The following is a 19,659-nucleotide window of genomic DNA, read 5'->3' as shown; positions in this document are numbered from 1 at the left end:
GCTCTGCCCCACGCCCCGCTAAAGTTACGGCAGGCTAGCGCCTGCATTTTTATCGGTTTAACTTCGCGGAGGAGTACAGCTCGTCCTCGAAATTGAAACTTCGAAATTTTACAATTTTATCGCTTCGGCTGCGCGAGTGAGAGGACTTAATAAGCGTTAGCGGCAATAAAATTTTAACGTCCGCGGCGGGGATTTTATGGCGGCGAAATTTTAAAATTTCAAAGCAGGCGGTGGGGCCGGAATTTTAAAATTCGCTCCGAATTTTAAGCATAAAAATCAAAATTTATCGTTACAATTACGTAAAATTTTTAAGGAGCAAAAATGAAAAAAATAGTGCTTTTAAGCGCAACTGCGGCGCTTGCCGTAAATTTAAGCGCACAGGAAAATAGCCTTGAGATCTACGCGAACTCCGCCTTCTTGTACCAAAACTTCGGCGCGCAAAAATCAAACTTCAGCGTGAACGTGCCGGAGTACTTGGATATCCGCAGCATCGAGATCGCAGGCTCTTGCGAGGTGCGCGAATTATCTTTGGAAGAGATCGAGCCTGTGAAAAACGCGGAATTCGCCAAAAAAGAGGCGGACGAAAATAGCCTGCGCGAGCTAAACGACCGCCTGGTTGCACTTAAGGTGCAGCAGCGCTTTTTAAGCGATTTTGCGAGCTTAAAAGATAGAAGTTTGGCGAGCTTAAAGGCGGATTCGCAAAAAATTTACGACGAGGTCTTGCTCGTAGCGGGTGAAATTTCAAAGACGGACGAGCAAATCGGAAAGCTTAAAGAGAAAATTTCAAAATACGTGATCAAAAATGAGCGCCGCTTAAATGTGGGCTTCGATTGCGATCCAAGCTTTGTAAAAATAAGTTACCCAGTTGACGTGAGCGCCTACACGCACAACGAGCTCTCGGCAGATCTTGCAAGCGGCAAAATCGAGGTTACGCAAAAGATCTCGGTGCAAAATCCGCTAAACGCCGAGCTAGCGAATTTAACGATCGCGCTGTATCCTTACGAATACTCCTCGCAGACCGCGCCGCAGCCGTTTTACCCGTGGTATGAGGGCGAGCCTATGGAGCCTGAGCCCGCGGCGGCTTATAAAAAGGACGTGATGCTAGAGGTGGCGGATATGCAGAGGGCGCCTGCGGCGGAGGCTAGATCGTCGTATGCAAGGACGGGCTCGAATATCGAAAGCTCGCTATCAAAGGTGTGGAAAATTAGCGGCGTGAGCCTAAAAGCGGGCGAGGCGGGCGAGTTTAGCTTCGATAAACAGAGCCTGGATGCGAAATTTGATCTGCTCATCGACGGCTACGGCAGCGAGGCGGCCTACGTGCGGGCTAAATTTATCCCCGAAAGAAGCATAGAGGAGAGCGAAACGCTAATAAAGCTCGACGGCGTGCAGATCGGGCTCGTGCATCTAGGCTTTGCCGCAAACGCGGAGGCTACGGCGTATCTGGGTAAAAACAGCCTTATCGAAGTCAAAAAAGAGCAGGCGAACAACTTTACGAAAAACTCCTTTTTCGGCGGCGAAAGCAAAAATTCCATGGCTTGGGACTACGAGATCAAAAACAGCTCTAAGCGTGCGTGGAACGTGGTTTTACAAGAGCGAGCGCCCGTTTCGACGCATGAGGACGTAAAGGTCGCGCTGAAAAACTCGCCCGAGCAGAGTAGCCTCGGCAAGGACGGGCTGCTTAGCTGGGACTTTGAGCTAAAGCCGGGCGAGAGCAAAAAGATCCACTTCGGCTACGAGTTAAGCAAACCGAAGAAGTAACGAGCTTGGCGCGGCGCGGTTAAATTTTGCGCAGCGGAGTAGCTTTTGCGGTGCGGCTAAATTTTATGCGGCACCGTTTTACGAGACGGACCCCTTTTTGCCACGCCGCTGAATTTTACGTGACAGACCGACTTTTTGCGGTGTGGCTAAAGCTTGCGGATATAAAACTAAGGCGCGGCTTTAGAGCTTATCTGAAATTTTTGGCGCCGCGCCGCGAGAATTTAAATTTAAATGTTGCGGCGATTTAAAATTTGGCAGCGCAGATCTTAAATTTAGCGATGCAAAGAGGTTTTGGCGCGGGTAGAAAAACTTTGAGCATCGCGTAAATTTATCTCAAATTTAAAAAGCTCAGGGCGATGAATGCGGAGCAAAGGTATAAATTTCACGGAGCGGCTAGATATGCGTTTGCTTAGCTGGCGTCATTTAAAGGATCGTTATGGAATTTCGCAAACTTAAATTTAAAATCCTAGCCGCGGCGCTACTTTTCTGCGCCCTGTTTATCCGCATCGTGCCGGATTACTCCACTTCGCAGGGCTCCTGCATAGTTAATATTTTTAGCTATTACAAATATCAAAAGGGATATTGTCTAAAAGAGGATAGAGTTTTAAGCAACGAAGAACTACTTCAAAATGCCGCTATAAATTATTTTAAAAGATATCACGACTATGAAATTTTGCGAAATACCATTATCGATGAGCACGATATAAAAAATTTCGGCCATAGTTTTTATACGGTGCGCATCTCCAAGCTCTATCTAATCGGCGATTTTAATGAAGAAAACTGGTTTGATTTTTTGGTTGAAAATACCGACAGGAAGAGTTTTGATTATGAGATAAAAGACAAGACGCAAATAGATATCTCCGATCTATCAAAATATTTTGTATATAAGGATGAAATTTTGGGCTTTAGACAGCCTATTATCTTATCGGAAGAGAAAAATCCATTTCATAACGGAAAAATGTTTTTAGAAAAATCATTTTTAATTAAAGAAAATCAATTTTTTGTGAATTATGTTGATGTCGATGATATAAGTTTTTACATTGAATATAATGTTATTAAAAATTTAATGGCAATAAAAAGCGGATATGAGAGTTTAGAAAACTTTAACAAAGTCTTGGCTTATACTCATATGAAGCATTTGCGACGTAAATTCTCATACGATAATTGCGGAAATATAAATTTTGATATCAAAGCTCCGGCGGAACAGGAACTGGATATGTGGATTCACGGCGGATAAAGTTAGTCGAAATTTTATCTTAACGAATGTAACCGAAAAAGGATAAGAGATGAGCAAAAAAGAAACTGATCTAAGATTAGACTTAGAGGGTAATTACGGCGCCGATATATTGAGTTATTATTTGTGGGGAAAGAAAACTCCTCCTGGTCCGAAAGAATTAGCCTCTAACGAATGGATGGATAGAAAAGGACTGATATGAAATTCTACAGGTCTATTAAATTTAAAGTGCTAGCTGGCACGTTGCTTCTTATAATAATACTTTGTGCCGTATTTATCCGCATAATCCCCGACTACTCCACTTCGCGAGGCTTTGTGATAGTCTCCCTTTCCGACTACGACAAATACAAGCAAGGATACTGCCTCAAAGAAAACAGAATTTTGCCCAAAGAGGAGTTGTATAAAAGAGTAGCCGGGGCATATTTGGACTATGATGTAAAGCTATATTGGATGATTGATGCTTATAGGTTGAAAACCTTCGGTAGTCTTTGGTCCAGTAGATACGAGGTTGCATACTATGAACTAGAAAATATAAACTTATCGAATTGTTTTGAAGTATTAGAAAAATATTACCAAGAGGGAAAAACGACCGAGCAGATACTGATGAAAGAGTTAAAGGCTAAAAAAACCGATCCGAAGAAATATCTAAAAATAAATTTGAAAGATACGAGCGTTGGATTTGACAGACCGATAGTTATGGTTGACGGTGGCGAGAAAGAAGTCACAGGCACTTTGTTTCTTGATAAATTTGCTATATTTAACGGCAATTATATGCAATTTAACCATTCGGAGTATCTGTGCGATACGAGAGAGAGAGGAAATTTTATTATCGTGAAGAAATACTATAAAGAGAGAAAAAATGCCGTAGTTGGTATCGGAAAAGGTTTTAAATTTGATAACTGCGGCAACATAAATTATCCGCTGGAAGAATATTATTTGGGCGGTAGAGATATAGAGATGCGCTAAAAGTTTTATATAAATTTTATTAAAAAATTTATGGGACTTAAGACCGATGGATGCGGAGCAAAGGTATAAATTTCACAGGACGGCGAGATATTTGCTCGCTTTGCCGATAGTTTTCTTGCTCGCTTGGTGGGCAGCGGCATTGATTTTAGAGGTTTTGCCTTTGGATGGTGCGCTAAGGATTGCCGTTTTTGCGGCAATATTTGCAATTTTGGCTTGCGTGCTGCTTTGGTATTTGTTCAAAAAGTATAAAAACTTTAAGCCAAGCAAGCTGTTTATAAAAAATCCGAATCTTAGTTTACTGCTTTTTGCGGTAGAAAATTTATCGCTCGGCGCTTTTTACCGCGGGTTTTTGGCATGCCTCGCGGCGGGGTATTCTTGGGGCGAGCGTGCCACCGGCTGGAGCGTGGCGTTTGCGTTTGCGTTTGCGCCCGTTTGTTTGATCGTTTTCGTGATTTCGTATATGTTTAACGAAAAGAGAAGCTAAACTTATTGCGTCTTTCGCGCCTGCTAAATTTTATCTCTCGCGCAGCACGGACTTAGGTGCGGATTTAGCCCTAGCAAGCTGGGCGCTATTTAAAATTTAGCTTATCCCGCTTGCTTTAAAATTTCGTAATCGAAAAAGCTCCGCCGCGCTCGCTAAATTTTATCTTGCCGTAACTCGAAACCTACTTGCCGCCACTACACACGCCGTGCTTTAGCACTCGCACGATACGCGCCTATTGCCGCTGCGACATTTACAAAATTTTAAAACCGCGCGGAACTCGCCTCGTAAACGGCGATTGCACCGCGGGCTTATCTATTTATTTATGCGGGCAGCGAACTTTGAGCTAAAGACGAGACCCTTATCTTAGCCGCAAAGCAAATCCGAGCTTTAGCAGAGAAAAACGCGAGCGGCGAATGCAGAAGCAAAAACCAAGCGGGTGCGTTTGACCCAAATCTAGCCCTTTAGCTTCATCATTTTTTCTAAAATTTCATACACGAGATCAAACTTCGTAAAGCCGTCTCTGTCTAAAAAATGCCCGCCCTTTTGCACCTCGTAAAACTTAGCATCGATCTGCCCCGCTAGCTCGCGGCTAAAGCTAAACGGCACGATATAATCGTCCTTCGCAGCGATTACCGCGCGCTGTTTTGCGGCGGCTTTTATGCGCCCAAAATCAAAGCCTTTATCCATAAACTCGTCTAAAATTTTAAATTGCGGATCGCTAAGCGGCTTTGCAAGCCCCGAGACCAGTATGACGCCCTCTACTGCGCCGCTTGTGGCGCTGCTTTGTAAGAAATTTAAGATCGTAGGGCAGCCGAGGCTGTGTCCGACCAGATAAACTTCGCCTTCAAATTTCACGCTTTCTCGCAATGTTTTCAGCCACTCACCAAGCTTAGGATTCGCAGGCGTAGGCATCGCTAAAATTTCCGCCCTTGCGCCCGATTTTTCGATCTCGCCTTTGAGCCAAGCAAACCAATGGCTTTTAGGCGAAGCATCGTAGCCGTGCACGATATAGACGCACTTTTGCATATTTTTCTCCTTTAAATTTAAGCCCTTTGCGCGCAGAATTTTGAAATTTCAATCCGCGCGCTAGCCCCTACAAATCGTTATTTTATCGGCAAATTTACCCAAAAAGTGATACCCCGAGCCCGCCTGCGCGATGATATCAAGCACCGCGTCGGCATCCTGCACGAGCGTGCCGCCCGCAAAGTCCACGCCGCGCTCAAACAGCGCCCGCGGCAGTAGCGGCGTGGTGGGCCCCACGAGCACGAGCTTGGCGCCGCTTTTTTTCAGGCGCAAAAGTCCATCGAGCGTGTCGTTGATGAGCGTCGTAGCCGTGATTATCACGTTATCGGCACGCGGCACGACTCTAGCAGCCTCGCTTGCAGGTAGGTAAAACGGCAGCTCCGCCTCTTTAAGCGTGCTTTTGTCAAGCTCTAAAATTTTAAAATCCGCGCCATTTTTCATCAGCGTCTTGATGTAGGGCACCAGCGCGCCCACGACGACGCTAAAGCTGCCGCGCTCGATCTGTAGCTGCCCAAAGGGATCGGCGCCGAATTTTACGTCGTAATCCGCGTGAATTTTATCAAAACACGCCCTTCCAAGCGCATTTAGCGCGGCGAGCGCGAGCGTCTTTTTAAGCGGCGCGGCGGAGCCTAGATCGCGCAGCAGATAGCGCACGCTTTTGCCTGCGATATTGCCCGAATCGGGCATCGCGCTTGCTTGCGAGGGGCAGCAAACGGCGCCCGATAGGGACTTTAGCGGCGTATAGCTAAGCCCGCACGCGCCTCCACTCAACTTCACGCCGCTAAAAAACAGCCCCACGACCGCGCGCTCGATCTTAAAATCCAGCGCCTCCGCTCCTAAAATTTCTTTCGCACGCTCTAGCGTCTGATCTAAAATTTCGCTCATTTTCGCTCCTTTAATGTGGAATTTAGCGCCATTATAGCTTAAAATTTCGGCGCCCGTATTGATATAAATTTATTGATCACGCAAGCGGCGACATCCAAGAAGACGCGAGCCAAATTTAACGCAAGCAACAGGCGCGAGATAAAATTTTATGTAGCGAGCGCGTATCGTTGCGGCTTGGAATTTTAAAAGCGCGGTGCAGCTTTAAAATTTGAAACGTGCGGACAAACATGAAATTTTAATCGGTCAGGTAAATTTAAAATTTTAACGAGCGAGTGCGGCTTGGAATTTTAAACTGATCGGCGGCGAGGACGAAGCAGCAAGCGCGGGTAAATTTAAGCGGCGGCCGTATCTGCGACAAGTCGCGCCCGCTGCGGAGTTAAATTTTATTTCTACCTACCGCACGGCTAAATTTTATTTCCTACCTGCCACACGGCTAAATTTTATTTCCGATCCATCACAGGACTAAATTTCATTTTCCGATCCATCACAGGACTAAATTTCATTTTCCGATATGCCGCGAGGCTAAATTTTATTTTCAGATAGCAGGATGTTTATGAACGGATTTAGCAGAGTTTCACCGCGAGCGGCGCACAGCACGATCTCATCGTAGTAGTAATCGCTCCTGCCGTAGTTGTGAAACTCATACGCGCCAAAGCCGTAACCCATCGGCGTGATCTCGACGCGCGAGTACCAAGCGTCCTTGGCGATGATGTATTTTTCGGTGTCTTGCGAATAAACCCACACCACGATCTCATCTCTGTTTTTTTGCCGCATCAGCCACATGAAGACGTTTGCGATGTCGTTGAAAAAATATGTATCGCCGTTTGGCATAACGGCCTGGGCGGTGTTGTACAGATCGTTTATCACCGTGCCGCTCTCGTGGCATAGGTATTTGCCAAATTCGATCTGCAGCGGCTGCTTATCGGTGTTGCCGTGGCGGACGGAGATTTTGGATTCGGCTATATCCATCGACGATATGAGTAGCCCCATCACGCAGGCGAGCAAAACCGCGGCAAAAATTTTTTTAATCATAGCAGCGTGCCCCGTACGAAGTAGTATTTGACGACGTAAGCGCTGCAGATGAGCGCGTTTAGAATGAGCCAGAACGAGGAGTATTTAAGTAGGTGGGTGTAGGCGCGCTTGGTGATGAGCTCTGTTAAAAACGGCACGATGCCGAAAAATATACCCAAAAACAGCGAGCCCCAAATCGCGTAGCCAACGAAGTAATAATCCTTCAAAAGCATGCAGTACGGGCATTTGTGGTTGGGCTGCTCGTAAACATAAAGCCCGAAAAAATAGGTAATCGCGTAGTATGCGACGAACAAAAAGAGCAAATTTAAAGCAAAGCTAGCCATCGACTGCTTTAAGAAATTTAAGATCAAAATGGCGCCCAATATCGCGTAGAAAAAGGTCGCCAAAAGTGCCTGCGTATAGCCGAACGGAAGCTTCGGTGCGCGAAATACGACCGAGCAGCAAAACACCGGCACGCGCAGCGGGATATTGGTAAAAAATAGAATTTCTAAAATAAACTCCGCCAAAACGCCCGCAAAAAGGATGGTAAAGATCAGGTATTTGCGCTTTAGATAGGGAAATTTTCCCGCTTTAAGATCGAGGCTGTTTAAAATAAGCCAGAGCCCAAAGCCGAAGATCAGTAAAATTTTTAAAAGCAGCAGGATGTTACCATAGCGGTTCGAGCCCACGACGCCCGCGGAGCACATCGCGCCGGGCACGACCGAAGAGAGCTCATTTAGGCAGAGCGCGAAAAATATAAACAAAATGATCTTGCACGCTATCGTGAAGAACAAAATGGTGTTGATGAGATAGTTTCTTTTCTCCAGGGCGTATTGTAAATTTGAGGTGGCGTTAAAGTTCCAGTAGCGCATGATCCGCACGATGTGAAACTGCGAGATCGCCATCAGCGCTATTACGATCAGCTCCACGGCCAAAAACGCGATCACGCTACCCGATAAAAATACGCTCATGCTGAAATTTCTCCGTCTTTTAAAAAGACGTATCGATCTACGAAGCTTAGCTCGTCGAAGAGTATGTCGTGCGTCGCGATCAAAACGGTCTTTTTAAGCTCTTTGAGCTTTGAGAGCATCTCGATAAAACCGAGCGAGTTTTGTTTGTCTAAATTTGCCGTCGGCTCGTCGGCTAAGATGATCTGCGGATTCATCACGAGCGCCCTAGCGATAGCGCAGCGCTGCTTCTCGCCACCGCTAAGGCTAGAGACGATCTGATCTTTTTTATGCGCGATATTAGCAATCTGCATCGCTTCGTCTATGCGCGCGCTAAGCTCATCCCTGCCCAGCCGTTCAAGACTAAGCGGCGCAAGGACATTTTTATAGACGCTCAGTGCCTCAAGCAGGTTGAAAGACTGAAAGATAAAACCGATTTTTTTGTGGCGATACGCGGAGCTTTCGATATCGGCGAGCTTAGAGACGTTTGCGCCGTCCACTAAAACCTCGCCGCTGCTCGGCTTAGAAAGCGCACCTATGATGGATAGAAGCGTGCTTTTGCCGCTGCCGCTGACCCCTTTTAAGATTACGATCTGCCCCTCTTCGACGTTTAGGCTTATATTTTTCAAAGCGCGAAATTCATTCGCCCTGCCCTCGTTGTAAATTTTATAAAGCTGCTTGATCTCTATCTTGCTCATTTGACCGCCTCGCTCATATCACCTATAGCGATGCGCCAGGATGGGATGATGACGAAGGCTAAAAACGGGATCACGCTAAAGACGAAGATCAAAAAGAGCATATTGAAATTTATCGCAGGCGTGAAGGTGATGAAATTTCGCAGCTCGCCGCCTAAGAATATATCGCGCAGAAGCGGCGCATCCAGGATAAAAACATAAGCATACGCGCCCGCGACGCCGAGCAGATAAGCGCTTAGCGAGACGATGAAATTTTGAATAAATTTCATCGCGATGATGTCCTTTATACAAAAGCCGATGCTGCGCAAGATCGCGATCTCCTTTTTCTTCTCGCCGTATGCGAGCGAAATTTGATTTTTCAGCAAGATGAAAAACGAGATCATCGCCACGGCGTAAAGCACCATAAAAATTCCGCCCTTGTAATAATACAGATGCCTTACTTCGGCTACCGCGTCCTCCGCGCTAAGGGCTTCCGTGTTGGGGTATAAATTTACGATCTTAAGCGCCACTTCGCTTACTTCGTTGGGGTTGGGCACGCTTACGTAGAGCTTGGTGTATTCGCCCTCCTTCAGGCTTAGCACCTCGCGCGCGGTGGCGGGATTTAGATAGATCACGTCGTTTGAGACGATGCTGCTTTCGTGCGGCGAAATTTTATTGATCTTAATCGCGATTAGGCGCTGTTCGGTTAAGAAGTGAAACTCGTCCTCGTAGTACCACTCGCCCATCGCCGCTTTTACCCCCTCGCCTACGATCATTTCATTTTCGCTCAAGCTTTCGTCGCCTACGATATGAAACCAAACGCGCTTTTGAGCAAAGTAATACATCCCGTCCACGGCGCCCTGCACTTCGCTGACGCCCGCGATTTTGGAGATATCGTAGATATAGCCGTCGTGCATCAGATCGCATTTGCCCGCGCGTAGAGCCTCTACAACGATGTCGGGCCTAAGCTTGATGACCTTTTCAAGATCGTTTTGAATGGAGCCCGAGATGAAAAGCACCGAGCTTAAAATAAAAACGATAAAGGCAAAGATCGCGAAGCTAAAGAAGTGATCGGCTCTGTCTTTTTGCAGTAAAGTCACGGAGTAGTCGATGAAATTTCTACTTATCATAGACGAACTCCGCGTAGGCTTTGCTCTTAAAACTGCTCGAGAGCCGCACGTCCTTTATCTCGCGCGCGAGCTTTTGCAGGCACTGCTCGCCCTTTGCGCGATCAAAGCTTACATAATGCACCACAATGAGCGCGTAAAGGGCGGCAAAAAAGATCGTTAAAGCGCAAATGAGCCTCATAGCCCTTCTATTACGCTCTCTTGAATTTCATTAAATTTAAGTACGCTCTTGCCTCCGTGATCTTTAGCGAAGGTCTTAGCCGCGCTCTCGCTATCAAACGGAATGAGCTCGTCGCCCATCGGTCCTAAGACGTCGGAGCCGAGCACGAAAAAGGCGCTTTTAGCATCGATCTTGTGTAACTTGTAGTAGTCTGTTGCGTAAATTTTATCAAAGCTCTTGCCCTTTTGGAAGTAGTATTTCATCATATCTTTCACGCCGTCAAAATACAAGTTCTCGCCGCCTTGAATCTCTATCATCGCCGCCCAGTTAGGGTTTTTGCCCACTAGCATACCGCAGACCGGGCATTTAGCGCCCTCAGGCACGACGATCTTTTCAGCCTTTTTCACTTTTGCGTTTTTGTCGCTGCTGCCTAAATTTGCCGGCGCATCCCACAAATACAGCGCTGCGGCTTGTAGGTGTTTGTCGTATTCAGGGGCTTTGCTAGCGCCCTTTGCGTCGCAAGTTTTTTTGAGATGAGCTTTAAGCTCGGAGATGGCTTTGAAGTTTTTCGCTTCGGTTTTAGCGCAGTTTGTTTCGTAAAATTCTTTACCGTGCGCGTAAACGCCGCCCTCGCGCTTGGCTTTAATCATCTTGTTATCGCCCTCGAAATCCTGCCCCGCAATCTCGTAGGCCTTGGCGAAATTCATTATCTCGCCGCCGTTTTCGGCTTGGAATTCTTTCGCGTCGGCCTCGGTTGAAAAGGCGTATTTGCTATTACGCGTCATCGTGCCTTTGACCTTGCTGCCCACGACGTAAAAGGCTTTATTTACGTCGATCAAATTTAGATTTTTCGTATCGACGACCTGTGCATCGCTTGGAATTTTTCCCTCCGTAATCTCGTACAAGCAGTGCAGAGAAGCGACTTGCTTGCCGTTCCAAACGTGATTAGTTTTATAGAATTTAACCAAATTCATTCCGCAAACGGCGCAGTATTCTTTGCCCTCGCCGCTTCCTACGAGCGTAGCCTTGCTAGGATCCACGCTTTGAAACATAGGCTTTGCCGGCTTATTAGCCCCATCCATCGAGGCACCGAAAACGAACGCGACGAGCGCGGCCGAAGCTAAAAACGAACGTAAAATCATACTATCTCCTTAAAAATTTGATGTTTTAAATCTACTTACTAATCGAATTTAAAAATTCCAAATTCTCGCATCCCATCTTGATGCCGCCGTCGCAGCTTTTTTTGAAAAACTCTTTTGCTTTGGCGTTATCGGACTTCACGCCCTTACCTTCGGCATACATTATGGCTAAATTATTGCAGCCGTCGAAGTGGCCGAGGTTGCACGCCTTTTCATACTGCTGCTTTGCCTGCTTATAATCCTGCCCTACCCCCTGCCCAAAGGCGTATAGATAGCCAAGGTTGTTGCAGCCGATGCCGATGTCGCCGCCGCAAGCCTTTTCGTAAAAAATTTTAGCCTTTGCGAAGCTTTGCTGCACGCCTTCGCCCTTTAGATACAGATAGCCCAGGTTGTTGCAGCCCATCATATCGCCGTAGGTGCAGGCCTTTTCATAAAGGCTCGCCGCCTTAGAAACGTCCTTTGCGAGCCCGGCGCCGTTTGCGTATAAAAGCCCGAGCGAGGTGCAGCCCTCGTTATCTTTGCAGGCTTTTTCGTAATAAGCCGCAGCTTTGGTAAAATTTTGATCCGCGCCGTTGCCGCTTTCGTAGATATAGCCTAGATTGTTGCACGCAAGCGCAAATTTAGCGCTGCACGCTTTCTCGTAGAGGCTGATCGCTTTTTCGAAATTTTTATCTACGTTGCCGGTGCCCTCAAAATACAAAACGGCTAGATTATAGCATCCCGAAGCTTTATTTTCCAAACCGCACGCTCGCTCGTAAATTTCTGCGAGTTTTTTATGATCGCCGCTTTGCTGAGCTTGAATGCCCTCGCTGATAAAGCCCGCATTTGCCGCGGCCGCCAAGGTTAACGCTATTAGAAATTTTTTCAAATTTACTCCTTTATATCGTTTTTACGTCCCTGCCCCTGAAGGCAAGAGCGATTATTAAAAAGACCGCCGCTATTATACAATAAAACGGCGCGGGTATCTGCGGCGCATCGCCCGCGGCGTAAGAGTGCATGCCGGTGAGGTAGAAATTTACGCCGAAATAGGTCATTATGATCGAGTTATACGCGAGCGTCGAGCTCACGCAATAAACATAGATCGAGCCGAGTTTTGGGATAAATTTTAGATGCAGCACGATCGCATAGACGATGATCGAGACATACGACCAGGTCTCTTTGCTATCCCAGCCCCAATATCGCCCCCAGCTCTCATTCGCCCATACGCCGCCGAAGAAATTTCCGAGCGTCAGCATCGAAAGCCCTACGATGAGGCTGATCTCGTTGATCGCCGTTATATATCTGATCTGAGCGTTAAGCCGCTCGCGATTGGTGCCGTTTTTAAGCGCCATCAAAATAAGAGCCAAAAGCCCAAGCAGGCAGCTAAGCCCTAAAAATCCATAGCTAGCCGTGATAACCGAGACGTGGATGCTAAGCCAATACGACTTTAGCACCGGTACGAGGTTGGTGATCTGTGGATTTACAAAGCTCATATGTGCTACTAGCATCACGATGCTGGCTAGCAAGCAGCTCGCGCTTAGCGTAAGTAGGGACTTTCTAAAAAATATGATCCCTGCAAGCGCCGCCGACCAGCCGATGTAGATCATCGACTCATAGCTATCGCTCCACGGCGCGTGAGCCGCGACGTACCAGCGCAGCGCAAGCGCGAGGGTATGTGCCGCAAAGCTTGTGGCAAAGGCCACAAATAAAATTTTTTGCGCGAGCATGAAGCGCTTGCCGCAAAGTGCGCCCAAAAGCGCCAATATTAGAGCTATGCCGCCTAGGATCATATAGCAATAAACTAGCTTTTTAAAAACCGAAGCTTTGTTGTAAAACACCTCGGCCTTGACGCGGTTTTCACTCGGAAGAATAGCTGCCGAGGTGGCTCTTTGGTAGTTTTTCAGCTCTGCAAGCGCGCCGTCCGCTTTAGCCCAATCATTATCCGAAATTCCGTCTTGCAAGCCGTTTAGATAATCGTTTAGCACGCCTTTTATCTGCGGAGCGATCCTATAATCCGCAAAGGCGTCGTTCGGCGAGAGCCACGCGTTTTGCGGGTCGTTCGGCACGGGGATAAATTTAAAAAACACCCCTCTAAAGGTCAGATACGCGATATTTAGCCGCTCGTCGAATTTAATCAGCTCGTTATCGAGTACGCCGCGGCGTGAGGCGCTTTTTTCATTCGCCTCGTCCAGGGCGCGCGCGAGCTTGTAGTTGCCGTTTTCATCAAAGACCGAATTAAAGCTCGCATATCGCTCCTGCGGCGCTAAGCCCAGCATCTTTTTGATCTGGTCGTTTCTGATCTTGATGATCTTTTGATCGCGCCAGAACGCGGGATTTAGGCTCATTCCTAGGATCATCTGCTCGGCGCTTAAGCCGTAAAGCGAATCCGTGCCTGAAATTTTATTTACGATTTCGCTTGCTTCGGTGCTAAGCGGCTTGATCCTACCCATGTAATCTTGCACCAAAAGCTCCGCGAACGCGCCGTTTGCGTGAACGCGCGAGTTGGCTTTAAGGTTTGCTAGATAGTTTTCATCCGCGGCGCGAAGCTCAATGCTGAAAAAAAGCGGCGCGATTAGAAGCAGCGCGGCGGGCGCGTTGTTTTTGATAAATTTAGCTAGCTTTTTAAACCTGCTGCCCGCGGTAAAAAGATTACCGATAAATCCGACGCAAAGCAAGAAATAGCCGAAGTAAGTGGGGATTTTACCTGGATCGCGATTAAGCTCCAGCACCGTGCCCAGCTCGTCCGTGTCGTAGGAGGATTGAAAGAGCTTAAAGCCGCCAAAGTTTAGCGGATGGTTCATATAAATTTCATGCTCCCCCACGCTCTTGCCCTCTTTTAAAATTTCAACGTCGCTGGCGTAGGATGACGGACTTTGCGAGCCAGGATAGCGCTCGAGCTTAAATTTCAAAAGCTTTACCGCAAACGGAAGCTCTATGAGTTTCGAGCCCCAGCTTAGCATTATCTCCTCGCCGTCAAAGTTTAAAATTTTAGGTTCCCCGAGCCAGCCAGCGCCGCCGCGCAGCTGCGCTTCTTGCTCGCTTCCGCCCTCAAAGCCCGCTTTTACCGCAAGCGTGCCCTGCTCGCCTTTGGGCGCGGGTTTGTAGGAGCTAAATTTGACGGTGAAGCTTTTAGAATTTATACTTTGCGTGAAGCTAAAATCGTTATCGCCGATTTGGCTTAAATTTAACGGGTGCTCAAACAGCGCGTCTTGCGTGCGGATTTGCAAGTATGGCTTGACGCTCACCATCTCGCTTTCGCTCTCTCCCGCTCTTACGTGCAGCACGCCTTCGGTGCCGAAATAGCGCGTCAGCACCGCGCCGATAAAGATGACGATAAATGCCGCATGAAGCACGAAAGAGCCGAAGCGGCGCCACATTTTGGTTTTAATTATAATGCCGAGCAGGCTCAGCGTCGCAGCACCCATGACGCACTCGTACCAGCGCGCCTCATAGACTAAAATTTTAGCCGTTTGCGTATCGTAAATGCTCTCTAAAAAGGTTGCGACGCCGGCACCTGCGGCTAGGATAAAGAGGAGGCAGAGCGCGAACTTGTAAGAGATGAAAAATTTTAATATTTTTAGCGCGCTCATTAACCCTCCGCAGTTTTACATTATTATATCGTAAGTTTGTCCCGCGTATAGTATAAACATCCTAAGAAGCAGCACGCCCATGACGCTGGCAAGTGCGCTAACGTAGAACGCAAACGCGGTGTGAGCGATCTTTTTGCCCAGTGCGAAATTTAAAACGAGCGGTACGCAAAAACCAACGCCTACGACGCCTAGCCAAAAAAGACGCGCGTAAATTCCCTCGCTGAAGGCGACGCTCGCGGCTTTTTGCACGTCGCTGCCCGTTACTAGCGAAACGAAAATCATGCCGATTAGTAAAATTTCCATCGCTAAAACCGGCCACTCGACGGCGTGTAAGGTTTTTAGATCGCCTCCGTGAGGGTCCGCCTTAAAGAAAAGCGCGGCTATTAGGCTAGAGCCCGCGATGCCCGCCGATAAGCCCGACGCTACGAAAAGTGCAGGCAAAACGGCGGTATTTAGCAAAGGAAAGCGCACGAGCACCGAGATCAAAAATCCCGTGTAAGCGCAGATCGCGACCGCAAAAACTAGCGTAAGCGCAAGAAGCAGCGGGCGAAGCGCGTTTAAAATTTTCATTACGAGCGTGAAAAGCCCTTTTAAAAAAGTAAGTCTGCGCGATAAAAATCCGCTAAGATCAGCTTCAAACGCATAAAGGCAGGCTACGAAGCTAAGCGGGATATAGACGCAAAGCGCCGCCACGCCCACGGACATAACCGAAGTAAAGTTATAATTGATCAAAATTTTCCAAAAAAGAAGCGGTCGCTCAAGGTCGGCTACCAGGCAGACCATACCGAGCAAGATCGTGATAAAAGAAAGCAGCGACGCGGCTTTAAACAGCGGCGTGCTTTCGGTCTGTTTTTTATAAAATTTGACGAGGATCGCGACTACCAAAGCGCCGCCGCTCATACCTGCTAGCAAAAGATAGACCGCGATCGGCCAGCCCCACTCTACGCCGTGCGAGAATGTCGCAGTAAAATTTATAGCTCCGTTCATATCACACCCCCAGTTTTACCGCAGGAATATAGCGCAGGCTCGGCTTCGTGCCGCACTCCGGGCGCATTCGCAGACTATCTTTTACGCGAAGTAGCTTGCTGATGTGCGAGCCTTCGTCGTTTAGATCGCCAAATACGATCGCCTCGTATCTGCACGCCTCGATGCAGGCAGGCTCGTGGCTGTCTTTTAAATTCGTATCCAAGCAGAAGTTGCAGCTCTCTGCGGCTTTGGTTTCGTGATTTATAAAGCGCACGTCGTAAGGACAGGCTACGATGCAGTATTTACAGGCGATGCAATCATCGGTGTTCATCGTCGTGATGCCGGTTTTTTCGTCCTTGTGGCAGGCTTTCGTCGGGCAGACGTTCACGCACGGCGCGTCCTCGCACTGCTGACAAGATACTCTAACATAGCGCTTTTCTTTCAAATTTAGCGGATCGGTTTTATCCTGGATAAAAAGCCTCATTTGACCTTTCGGAACCGAATTTACCTTTTTACAGGCTATCTCGCAGTCTGTGCAGCCCACGCATTTGTTCTGATCGAATATCATGCCGTAGTGCGGCTTTTTAGGCTCTTGCTTTTTGGCGCTCGCGTTTGCGTCTTGCGCGCTTTTATCCGCGCTGTTTTGCGCGAGTAAGCTTGAGGCGATTGCGCCAAGCCCCAAAGAGCCGAGTGCGGCGGATTTTATAAAATTTCTTCTTTGCTTTTGCATATTCTCCTCCGACTAAATTTAAGCAAAACTACTTCGTTTTGTTCGCGTCGTGAAAGCTTTTAGCCTCGCTCTCGCTAAGCTTTTTCGCCGCATCGGCAAGCTCGCCGGGCTTTAAAACTTTTAGTAGTTCGGCTTCAAAAATCACCACAGAACCCGCAGGAATTCTATCTACGTCCACGTTGCCGTAGGCTAAATTACTAGGGATTGTAAATTTATATTTCGAGCCCGTATTCATCAAAAGCAACCCCTCGCGCAATCCGTCGATTAAGCCTATCATAGAAAGATGCGCCGGAATTTTAGACGCGAAAGTATCGTCAAATACGCTACCGTTCGTCAAATACGCCTTGTAGTTCATCACCACTACGCTCTCAGGCTTTGGCTTTTCGCCCATACCTAGCTTTAGAATTTCATATTGAAGACCGGATTTTGTGGTTTTAACGTCCGGATTTTTGGCATTCTTCGCCATAAATTCCTTGCCTGCTTTTAAATTTTTATCAAGCTCCGCTTTGGAATTTGTTTCTACGATCTTATTTAGCTTGTCGGCTCTTTGATTCAAAAGCGCAATAATTTCCTCATCTTTTAGTTTCTGCTGCTTTTTAAGAGCGTCCAAAAACCCCTCTATTACCGCATCTAAGTCATATTTGACACCTAACGCGGCTTGTGAATGCAGCTGGTTTGAAACATAGCTTCCGGTGGAAGCTCCGATGCTATAAGATTCTTTTTGTTCTTGCGTAGTTAAATTCGCACCCAACGCGCAGCTTGCCAAAACGATAGGCAAGAAAATTTTTAGTCTTTTTTGCATACATTTGCCTTTTAAATTTCGGGGTCGCGAACTTACGCGACCCCGAAAGAATTATAAATTATTATTTAGAATTCTTTGAGCCTCTTTGATATACTCTTTAGCGGCTTCTAGCCTTTGCTTAGTATATTTAAAGCCATGCATACCCCATGAGCCGTCTTTTTCGATAAGATCGACGGTATCTTGAGCTTTTTCTATTAGCTCGTAAACGCGAGTTTTGTCGCTGGAGTTAAGCTTTTTAGTCTCAAGGATAGAGTAAATTCCTTGAATACCGATCTTAACTTGCGAGAAGTCGCTCTTAATCGGAGTTTGCCAGCCCATAACCTCATCGTAAACCTGCTTTTGGTTCTTGAAGTGAAGCGTCTCTTTTAGCTCGGAGACGACTGGACTATGGCAGCCTTTGGTATCTTGCATATCTTTATCTGCCCAAGACGTTCGTGCGCACGACCACATAAGATCGACGAAATTTCGTCCATCTTTATTTCTTTGGAAGTGCCAATCTTTCGCATCTCTTGGACCTTTAGCGGCATCGCCTGCGACTAGAGATTTTCTAGTAGGATCGATGTCGATCTTCCAGATGTGCGATCTTCTTTGAGTATCGAATCCCGCGTTGTCTTGGAACTGAATAGCGTAGAAGTTCTCGCAGCTCATCATAAACGGCATGTGGCAAGATGCGCAGGTGTTGTCTTTATGCGTATCAGCTCTTGCGGCGATGTAGGCTTGCTCTTGGTGACAATCTTTGCACTCTTTTGTGATCTTAGGCTTTGTATAAAACGCGCTCAAATAGCCCTGCTCGGAGTTATAATTTACGCCCTTGACGGTTTTATCGCCAACTACCGGCCCAGTGTTATCGTGCGGATCGTGGCAGGTTATGCAGCGCATACCCTTCTCGTAGTGAGCGGTAAAGTAGGACTGAGAGCCTTCAGAGCCACAGCCTGGACCCATAGATTTAAATTTAGAGCTAAGAGATAGATCGGGATTTCCGTTGTTTAGCGGATTAGCACGAGCTAAATCAGGGCTATAGTTAAATCTTTGGTGGCAGCGTTCGCAGTTTGAGGTTCTAAAATTTGTAGCGCCGTCAAGGTGACCGCCCGCTCCATGGCACTCTTCACAGGTGATACCCTTGGAGATAGTGTGCTTTTGAAGCTCTTTTGCGTTACCCAAAGCCGCGTAAAATTCCTTCTTGGTTTTGAAGTCAAATTTAAACGGATGACAGACCTCGCAATACGAGCTGTTTGCTTGGAAAAACATCGATTTTTTATATTTCGCAGCATACGACGCAAGACCTCTTACGTAACCGCCGTTATCGCCATAATCGGCTAGAGTTTCCGGGAATTCCGGAACAATCTTTTTAATCTTTTTGACCGTCTCATCGTCTAAATTTAACGCCCAAGTCCTTTGGAATTGGTTGCCGCCGGCTACGATCTGACCGGTGCCATCTCTTAGCAAACCGCCCTCTACGTGATAGGTTCCGCGTAGAAGCCATGCATCTACGTAGCCAAATTTTGTCCTTAGATGCCCCACGGTCGCATAAATTACGTCAGGGGTAATACCTTTTGGAAGGATCGACGCGGTATCTGGGCTAAATACAGGATCAGTTAGGTTGTTATTAACCTCCGGGTGCTCGCCTGGGAAGCGGATAGTAGTGGCGTGGCGCGATCTGCTCCATGTCTCATACTGCGCAGGGTGGCACTCGCCGCATTTTTCAGGGCCTATGAATTTATTCGGAAATTGCAAAGAAGATCCTGCAGGGATTCTATACATCATAGAGCTATAGCCCTTGCCGTCATCTCTTTTACTCGCCTTTGAAAAGTCAAATCCATGCCCTTCCGCAAGCCACTCCAAACCTCGGTCGTGTACATCCATCTTACCGACCGTCTTACCGCCGTATTTGGTAAAAATCGGGTGATTTTTAAATAGCCAGTCATACATCTCTCGCTCTTCTACGACGTAGTCCTGCAAGGATATGACGCCTCTACTTTGCAACGTGCCCTTAGGATTTGCGATGACGTCGCGCGATTTTTGCGACATTTCCATCTCATGCCCCATGCCTTCATCAGCACAGGCTCCTGCGGCAAAAATGCTAATACAGGCTAGCGCGCCGAGTAGCATCTTATTCCATTTTTTCATGGCTCCTCCTTTGAAAATCGAAATTTTAAATTAGCAAAGTTCTACGCTCAAAATAAT

At 47.2% G+C, this 19,659-nt stretch carries 19 protein-coding genes; 5 read left to right on the top strand and 14 right to left on the bottom strand.

The features are described from left to right. The first annotated feature begins 321 nt into the window (after nucleotides 1-321). The 5 genes from Q0393_RS02555 (at nucleotide 322) to Q0393_RS02535 (ending at nucleotide 4,442) form a co-directional block, all read left to right on the top strand. Nucleotides 322-1,758: a DUF4139 domain-containing protein gene (locus Q0393_RS02555; protein WP_298977650.1), complete on the top strand. Its 1,437-nt coding sequence runs from the start codon at nucleotides 322-324 to the stop codon at nucleotides 1,756-1,758. A gap of 436 nt (nucleotides 1,759-2,194) precedes the next feature. Further along, entirely contained in the window at nucleotides 2,195-2,995 is an 801-nt protein-coding gene (locus Q0393_RS02550; protein WP_298977649.1) for a hypothetical protein, read from the top strand. A 49-nt stretch (nucleotides 2,996-3,044) separates the two neighbouring features. Beyond that, complete coding sequence (locus tag Q0393_RS02545; RefSeq protein ID WP_291940209.1) at nucleotides 3,045-3,194, top strand: hypothetical protein; 150 nt, start codon at nucleotides 3,045-3,047, stop codon at nucleotides 3,192-3,194. Then, entirely contained in the window at nucleotides 3,191-3,958 is a 768-nt protein-coding gene (locus Q0393_RS02540) for a hypothetical protein (RefSeq protein ID WP_298028970.1), read from the top strand. The genes Q0393_RS02545 and Q0393_RS02540 overlap by 4 nt, the downstream gene beginning before the upstream one ends. A gap of 46 nt (nucleotides 3,959-4,004) precedes the next feature. Then, nucleotides 4,005-4,442: a hypothetical protein gene (locus Q0393_RS02535; RefSeq protein WP_298977647.1), complete on the top strand. Its 438-nt coding sequence runs from the start codon at nucleotides 4,005-4,007 to the stop codon at nucleotides 4,440-4,442. A 453-nt stretch (nucleotides 4,443-4,895) separates the two neighbouring features. Here the strand turns inward: Q0393_RS02535 and Q0393_RS02530 are convergent, their stop codons facing one another. The 14 genes from Q0393_RS02530 to Q0393_RS02465 form a co-directional block, all read right to left on the bottom strand. Beyond that, the gene (locus Q0393_RS02530) at nucleotides 4,896-5,468 is read right to left on the bottom strand and encodes an alpha/beta hydrolase (RefSeq protein ID WP_298977641.1); all 573 of its coding nucleotides are present in this window, start codon (nucleotides 5,466-5,468) and stop codon (nucleotides 4,896-4,898) included. Between the two features lie 60 nt (nucleotides 5,469-5,528). Next, nucleotides 5,529-6,350, bottom strand: coding sequence for a DUF364 domain-containing protein (locus tag Q0393_RS02525; RefSeq protein ID WP_298977640.1), 822 nt, complete (start codon nucleotides 6,348-6,350; stop codon nucleotides 5,529-5,531). 522 nt (nucleotides 6,351-6,872) lie between these two features. Next, nucleotides 6,873-7,382 (bottom strand): hypothetical protein, encoded by a 510-nt coding sequence (locus Q0393_RS02520; protein WP_298977638.1) that lies wholly within the window; start codon nucleotides 7,380-7,382, stop codon nucleotides 6,873-6,875. Further along, complete coding sequence (locus tag Q0393_RS02515) at nucleotides 7,379-8,332, bottom strand: hypothetical protein (RefSeq protein ID WP_298977637.1); 954 nt, start codon at nucleotides 8,330-8,332, stop codon at nucleotides 7,379-7,381. The genes Q0393_RS02520 and Q0393_RS02515 overlap by 4 nt, the downstream gene beginning before the upstream one ends. Then, nucleotides 8,329-9,006, bottom strand: a complete 678-nt coding sequence (locus tag Q0393_RS02510) for an ABC transporter ATP-binding protein (RefSeq protein WP_298977634.1) — start codon at nucleotides 9,004-9,006, stop codon at nucleotides 8,329-8,331. Before Q0393_RS02510 ends, Q0393_RS02515 begins: the two co-directional genes overlap by 4 nt. After that, on the bottom strand, nucleotides 9,003-10,112 hold the full coding sequence (locus Q0393_RS02505; RefSeq protein ID WP_298977632.1) for an FtsX-like permease family protein: 1,110 nt from the start codon (nucleotides 10,110-10,112) through the stop codon (nucleotides 9,003-9,005). The genes Q0393_RS02510 and Q0393_RS02505 overlap by 4 nt, the downstream gene beginning before the upstream one ends. Next, a complete protein-coding gene (locus Q0393_RS02500; protein WP_298977630.1) occupies nucleotides 10,102-10,290 on the bottom strand; it encodes a hypothetical protein in 189 nt (62 codons plus the stop codon). Before Q0393_RS02500 ends, Q0393_RS02505 begins: the two co-directional genes overlap by 11 nt. Beyond that, nucleotides 10,287-11,411 carry a nitrous oxide reductase accessory protein NosL gene (locus Q0393_RS02495; protein ID WP_298977627.1) on the bottom strand — a complete coding sequence of 375 codons (1,125 nt, stop codon included), beginning with the start codon at nucleotides 11,409-11,411 and terminating at the stop codon, nucleotides 10,287-10,289. The genes Q0393_RS02500 and Q0393_RS02495 overlap by 4 nt, the downstream gene beginning before the upstream one ends. A 31-nt stretch (nucleotides 11,412-11,442) precedes the next feature. Next, nucleotides 11,443-12,276: a tetratricopeptide repeat protein gene (locus Q0393_RS02490; protein WP_298977626.1), complete on the bottom strand. Its 834-nt coding sequence runs from the start codon at nucleotides 12,274-12,276 to the stop codon at nucleotides 11,443-11,445. A gap of 10 nt (nucleotides 12,277-12,286) precedes the next feature. Continuing rightward, nucleotides 12,287-14,977: a cytochrome c biogenesis protein CcsA gene (ccsA, locus tag Q0393_RS02485; protein WP_298977625.1), complete on the bottom strand. Its 2,691-nt coding sequence runs from the start codon at nucleotides 14,975-14,977 to the stop codon at nucleotides 12,287-12,289. A 15-nt stretch (nucleotides 14,978-14,992) separates the two neighbouring features. After that, entirely contained in the window at nucleotides 14,993-15,964 is a 972-nt protein-coding gene (gene nrfD, locus Q0393_RS02480; RefSeq protein WP_298977623.1) for an NrfD/PsrC family molybdoenzyme membrane anchor subunit, read from the bottom strand. A gap of 1 nt (nucleotide 15,965) precedes the next feature. Next, complete coding sequence (locus Q0393_RS02475) at nucleotides 15,966-16,673, bottom strand: 4Fe-4S dicluster domain-containing protein (RefSeq protein WP_298977621.1); 708 nt, start codon at nucleotides 16,671-16,673, stop codon at nucleotides 15,966-15,968. Between the two features lie 28 nt (nucleotides 16,674-16,701). Then, entirely contained in the window at nucleotides 16,702-17,475 is a 774-nt protein-coding gene (locus Q0393_RS02470) for an FKBP-type peptidyl-prolyl cis-trans isomerase N-terminal domain-containing protein (protein ID WP_005870892.1), read from the bottom strand. 51 nt (nucleotides 17,476-17,526) lie between these two features. After that, nucleotides 17,527-19,602 (bottom strand): cytochrome C, encoded by a 2,076-nt coding sequence (locus Q0393_RS02465; RefSeq protein WP_298977619.1) that lies wholly within the window; start codon nucleotides 19,600-19,602, stop codon nucleotides 17,527-17,529. Nucleotides 19,603-19,659: the final 57 nt, after the last annotated feature.

This window comes from uncultured Campylobacter sp. (assembly GCF_938015785.1).
In the GTDB taxonomy this organism is placed as follows: domain Bacteria; phylum Campylobacterota; class Campylobacteria; order Campylobacterales; family Campylobacteraceae; genus Campylobacter_B.
Note: the sequence above shows the minus strand (reverse complement) of the source record. Positions and strands in the feature narration are given on the sequence as shown.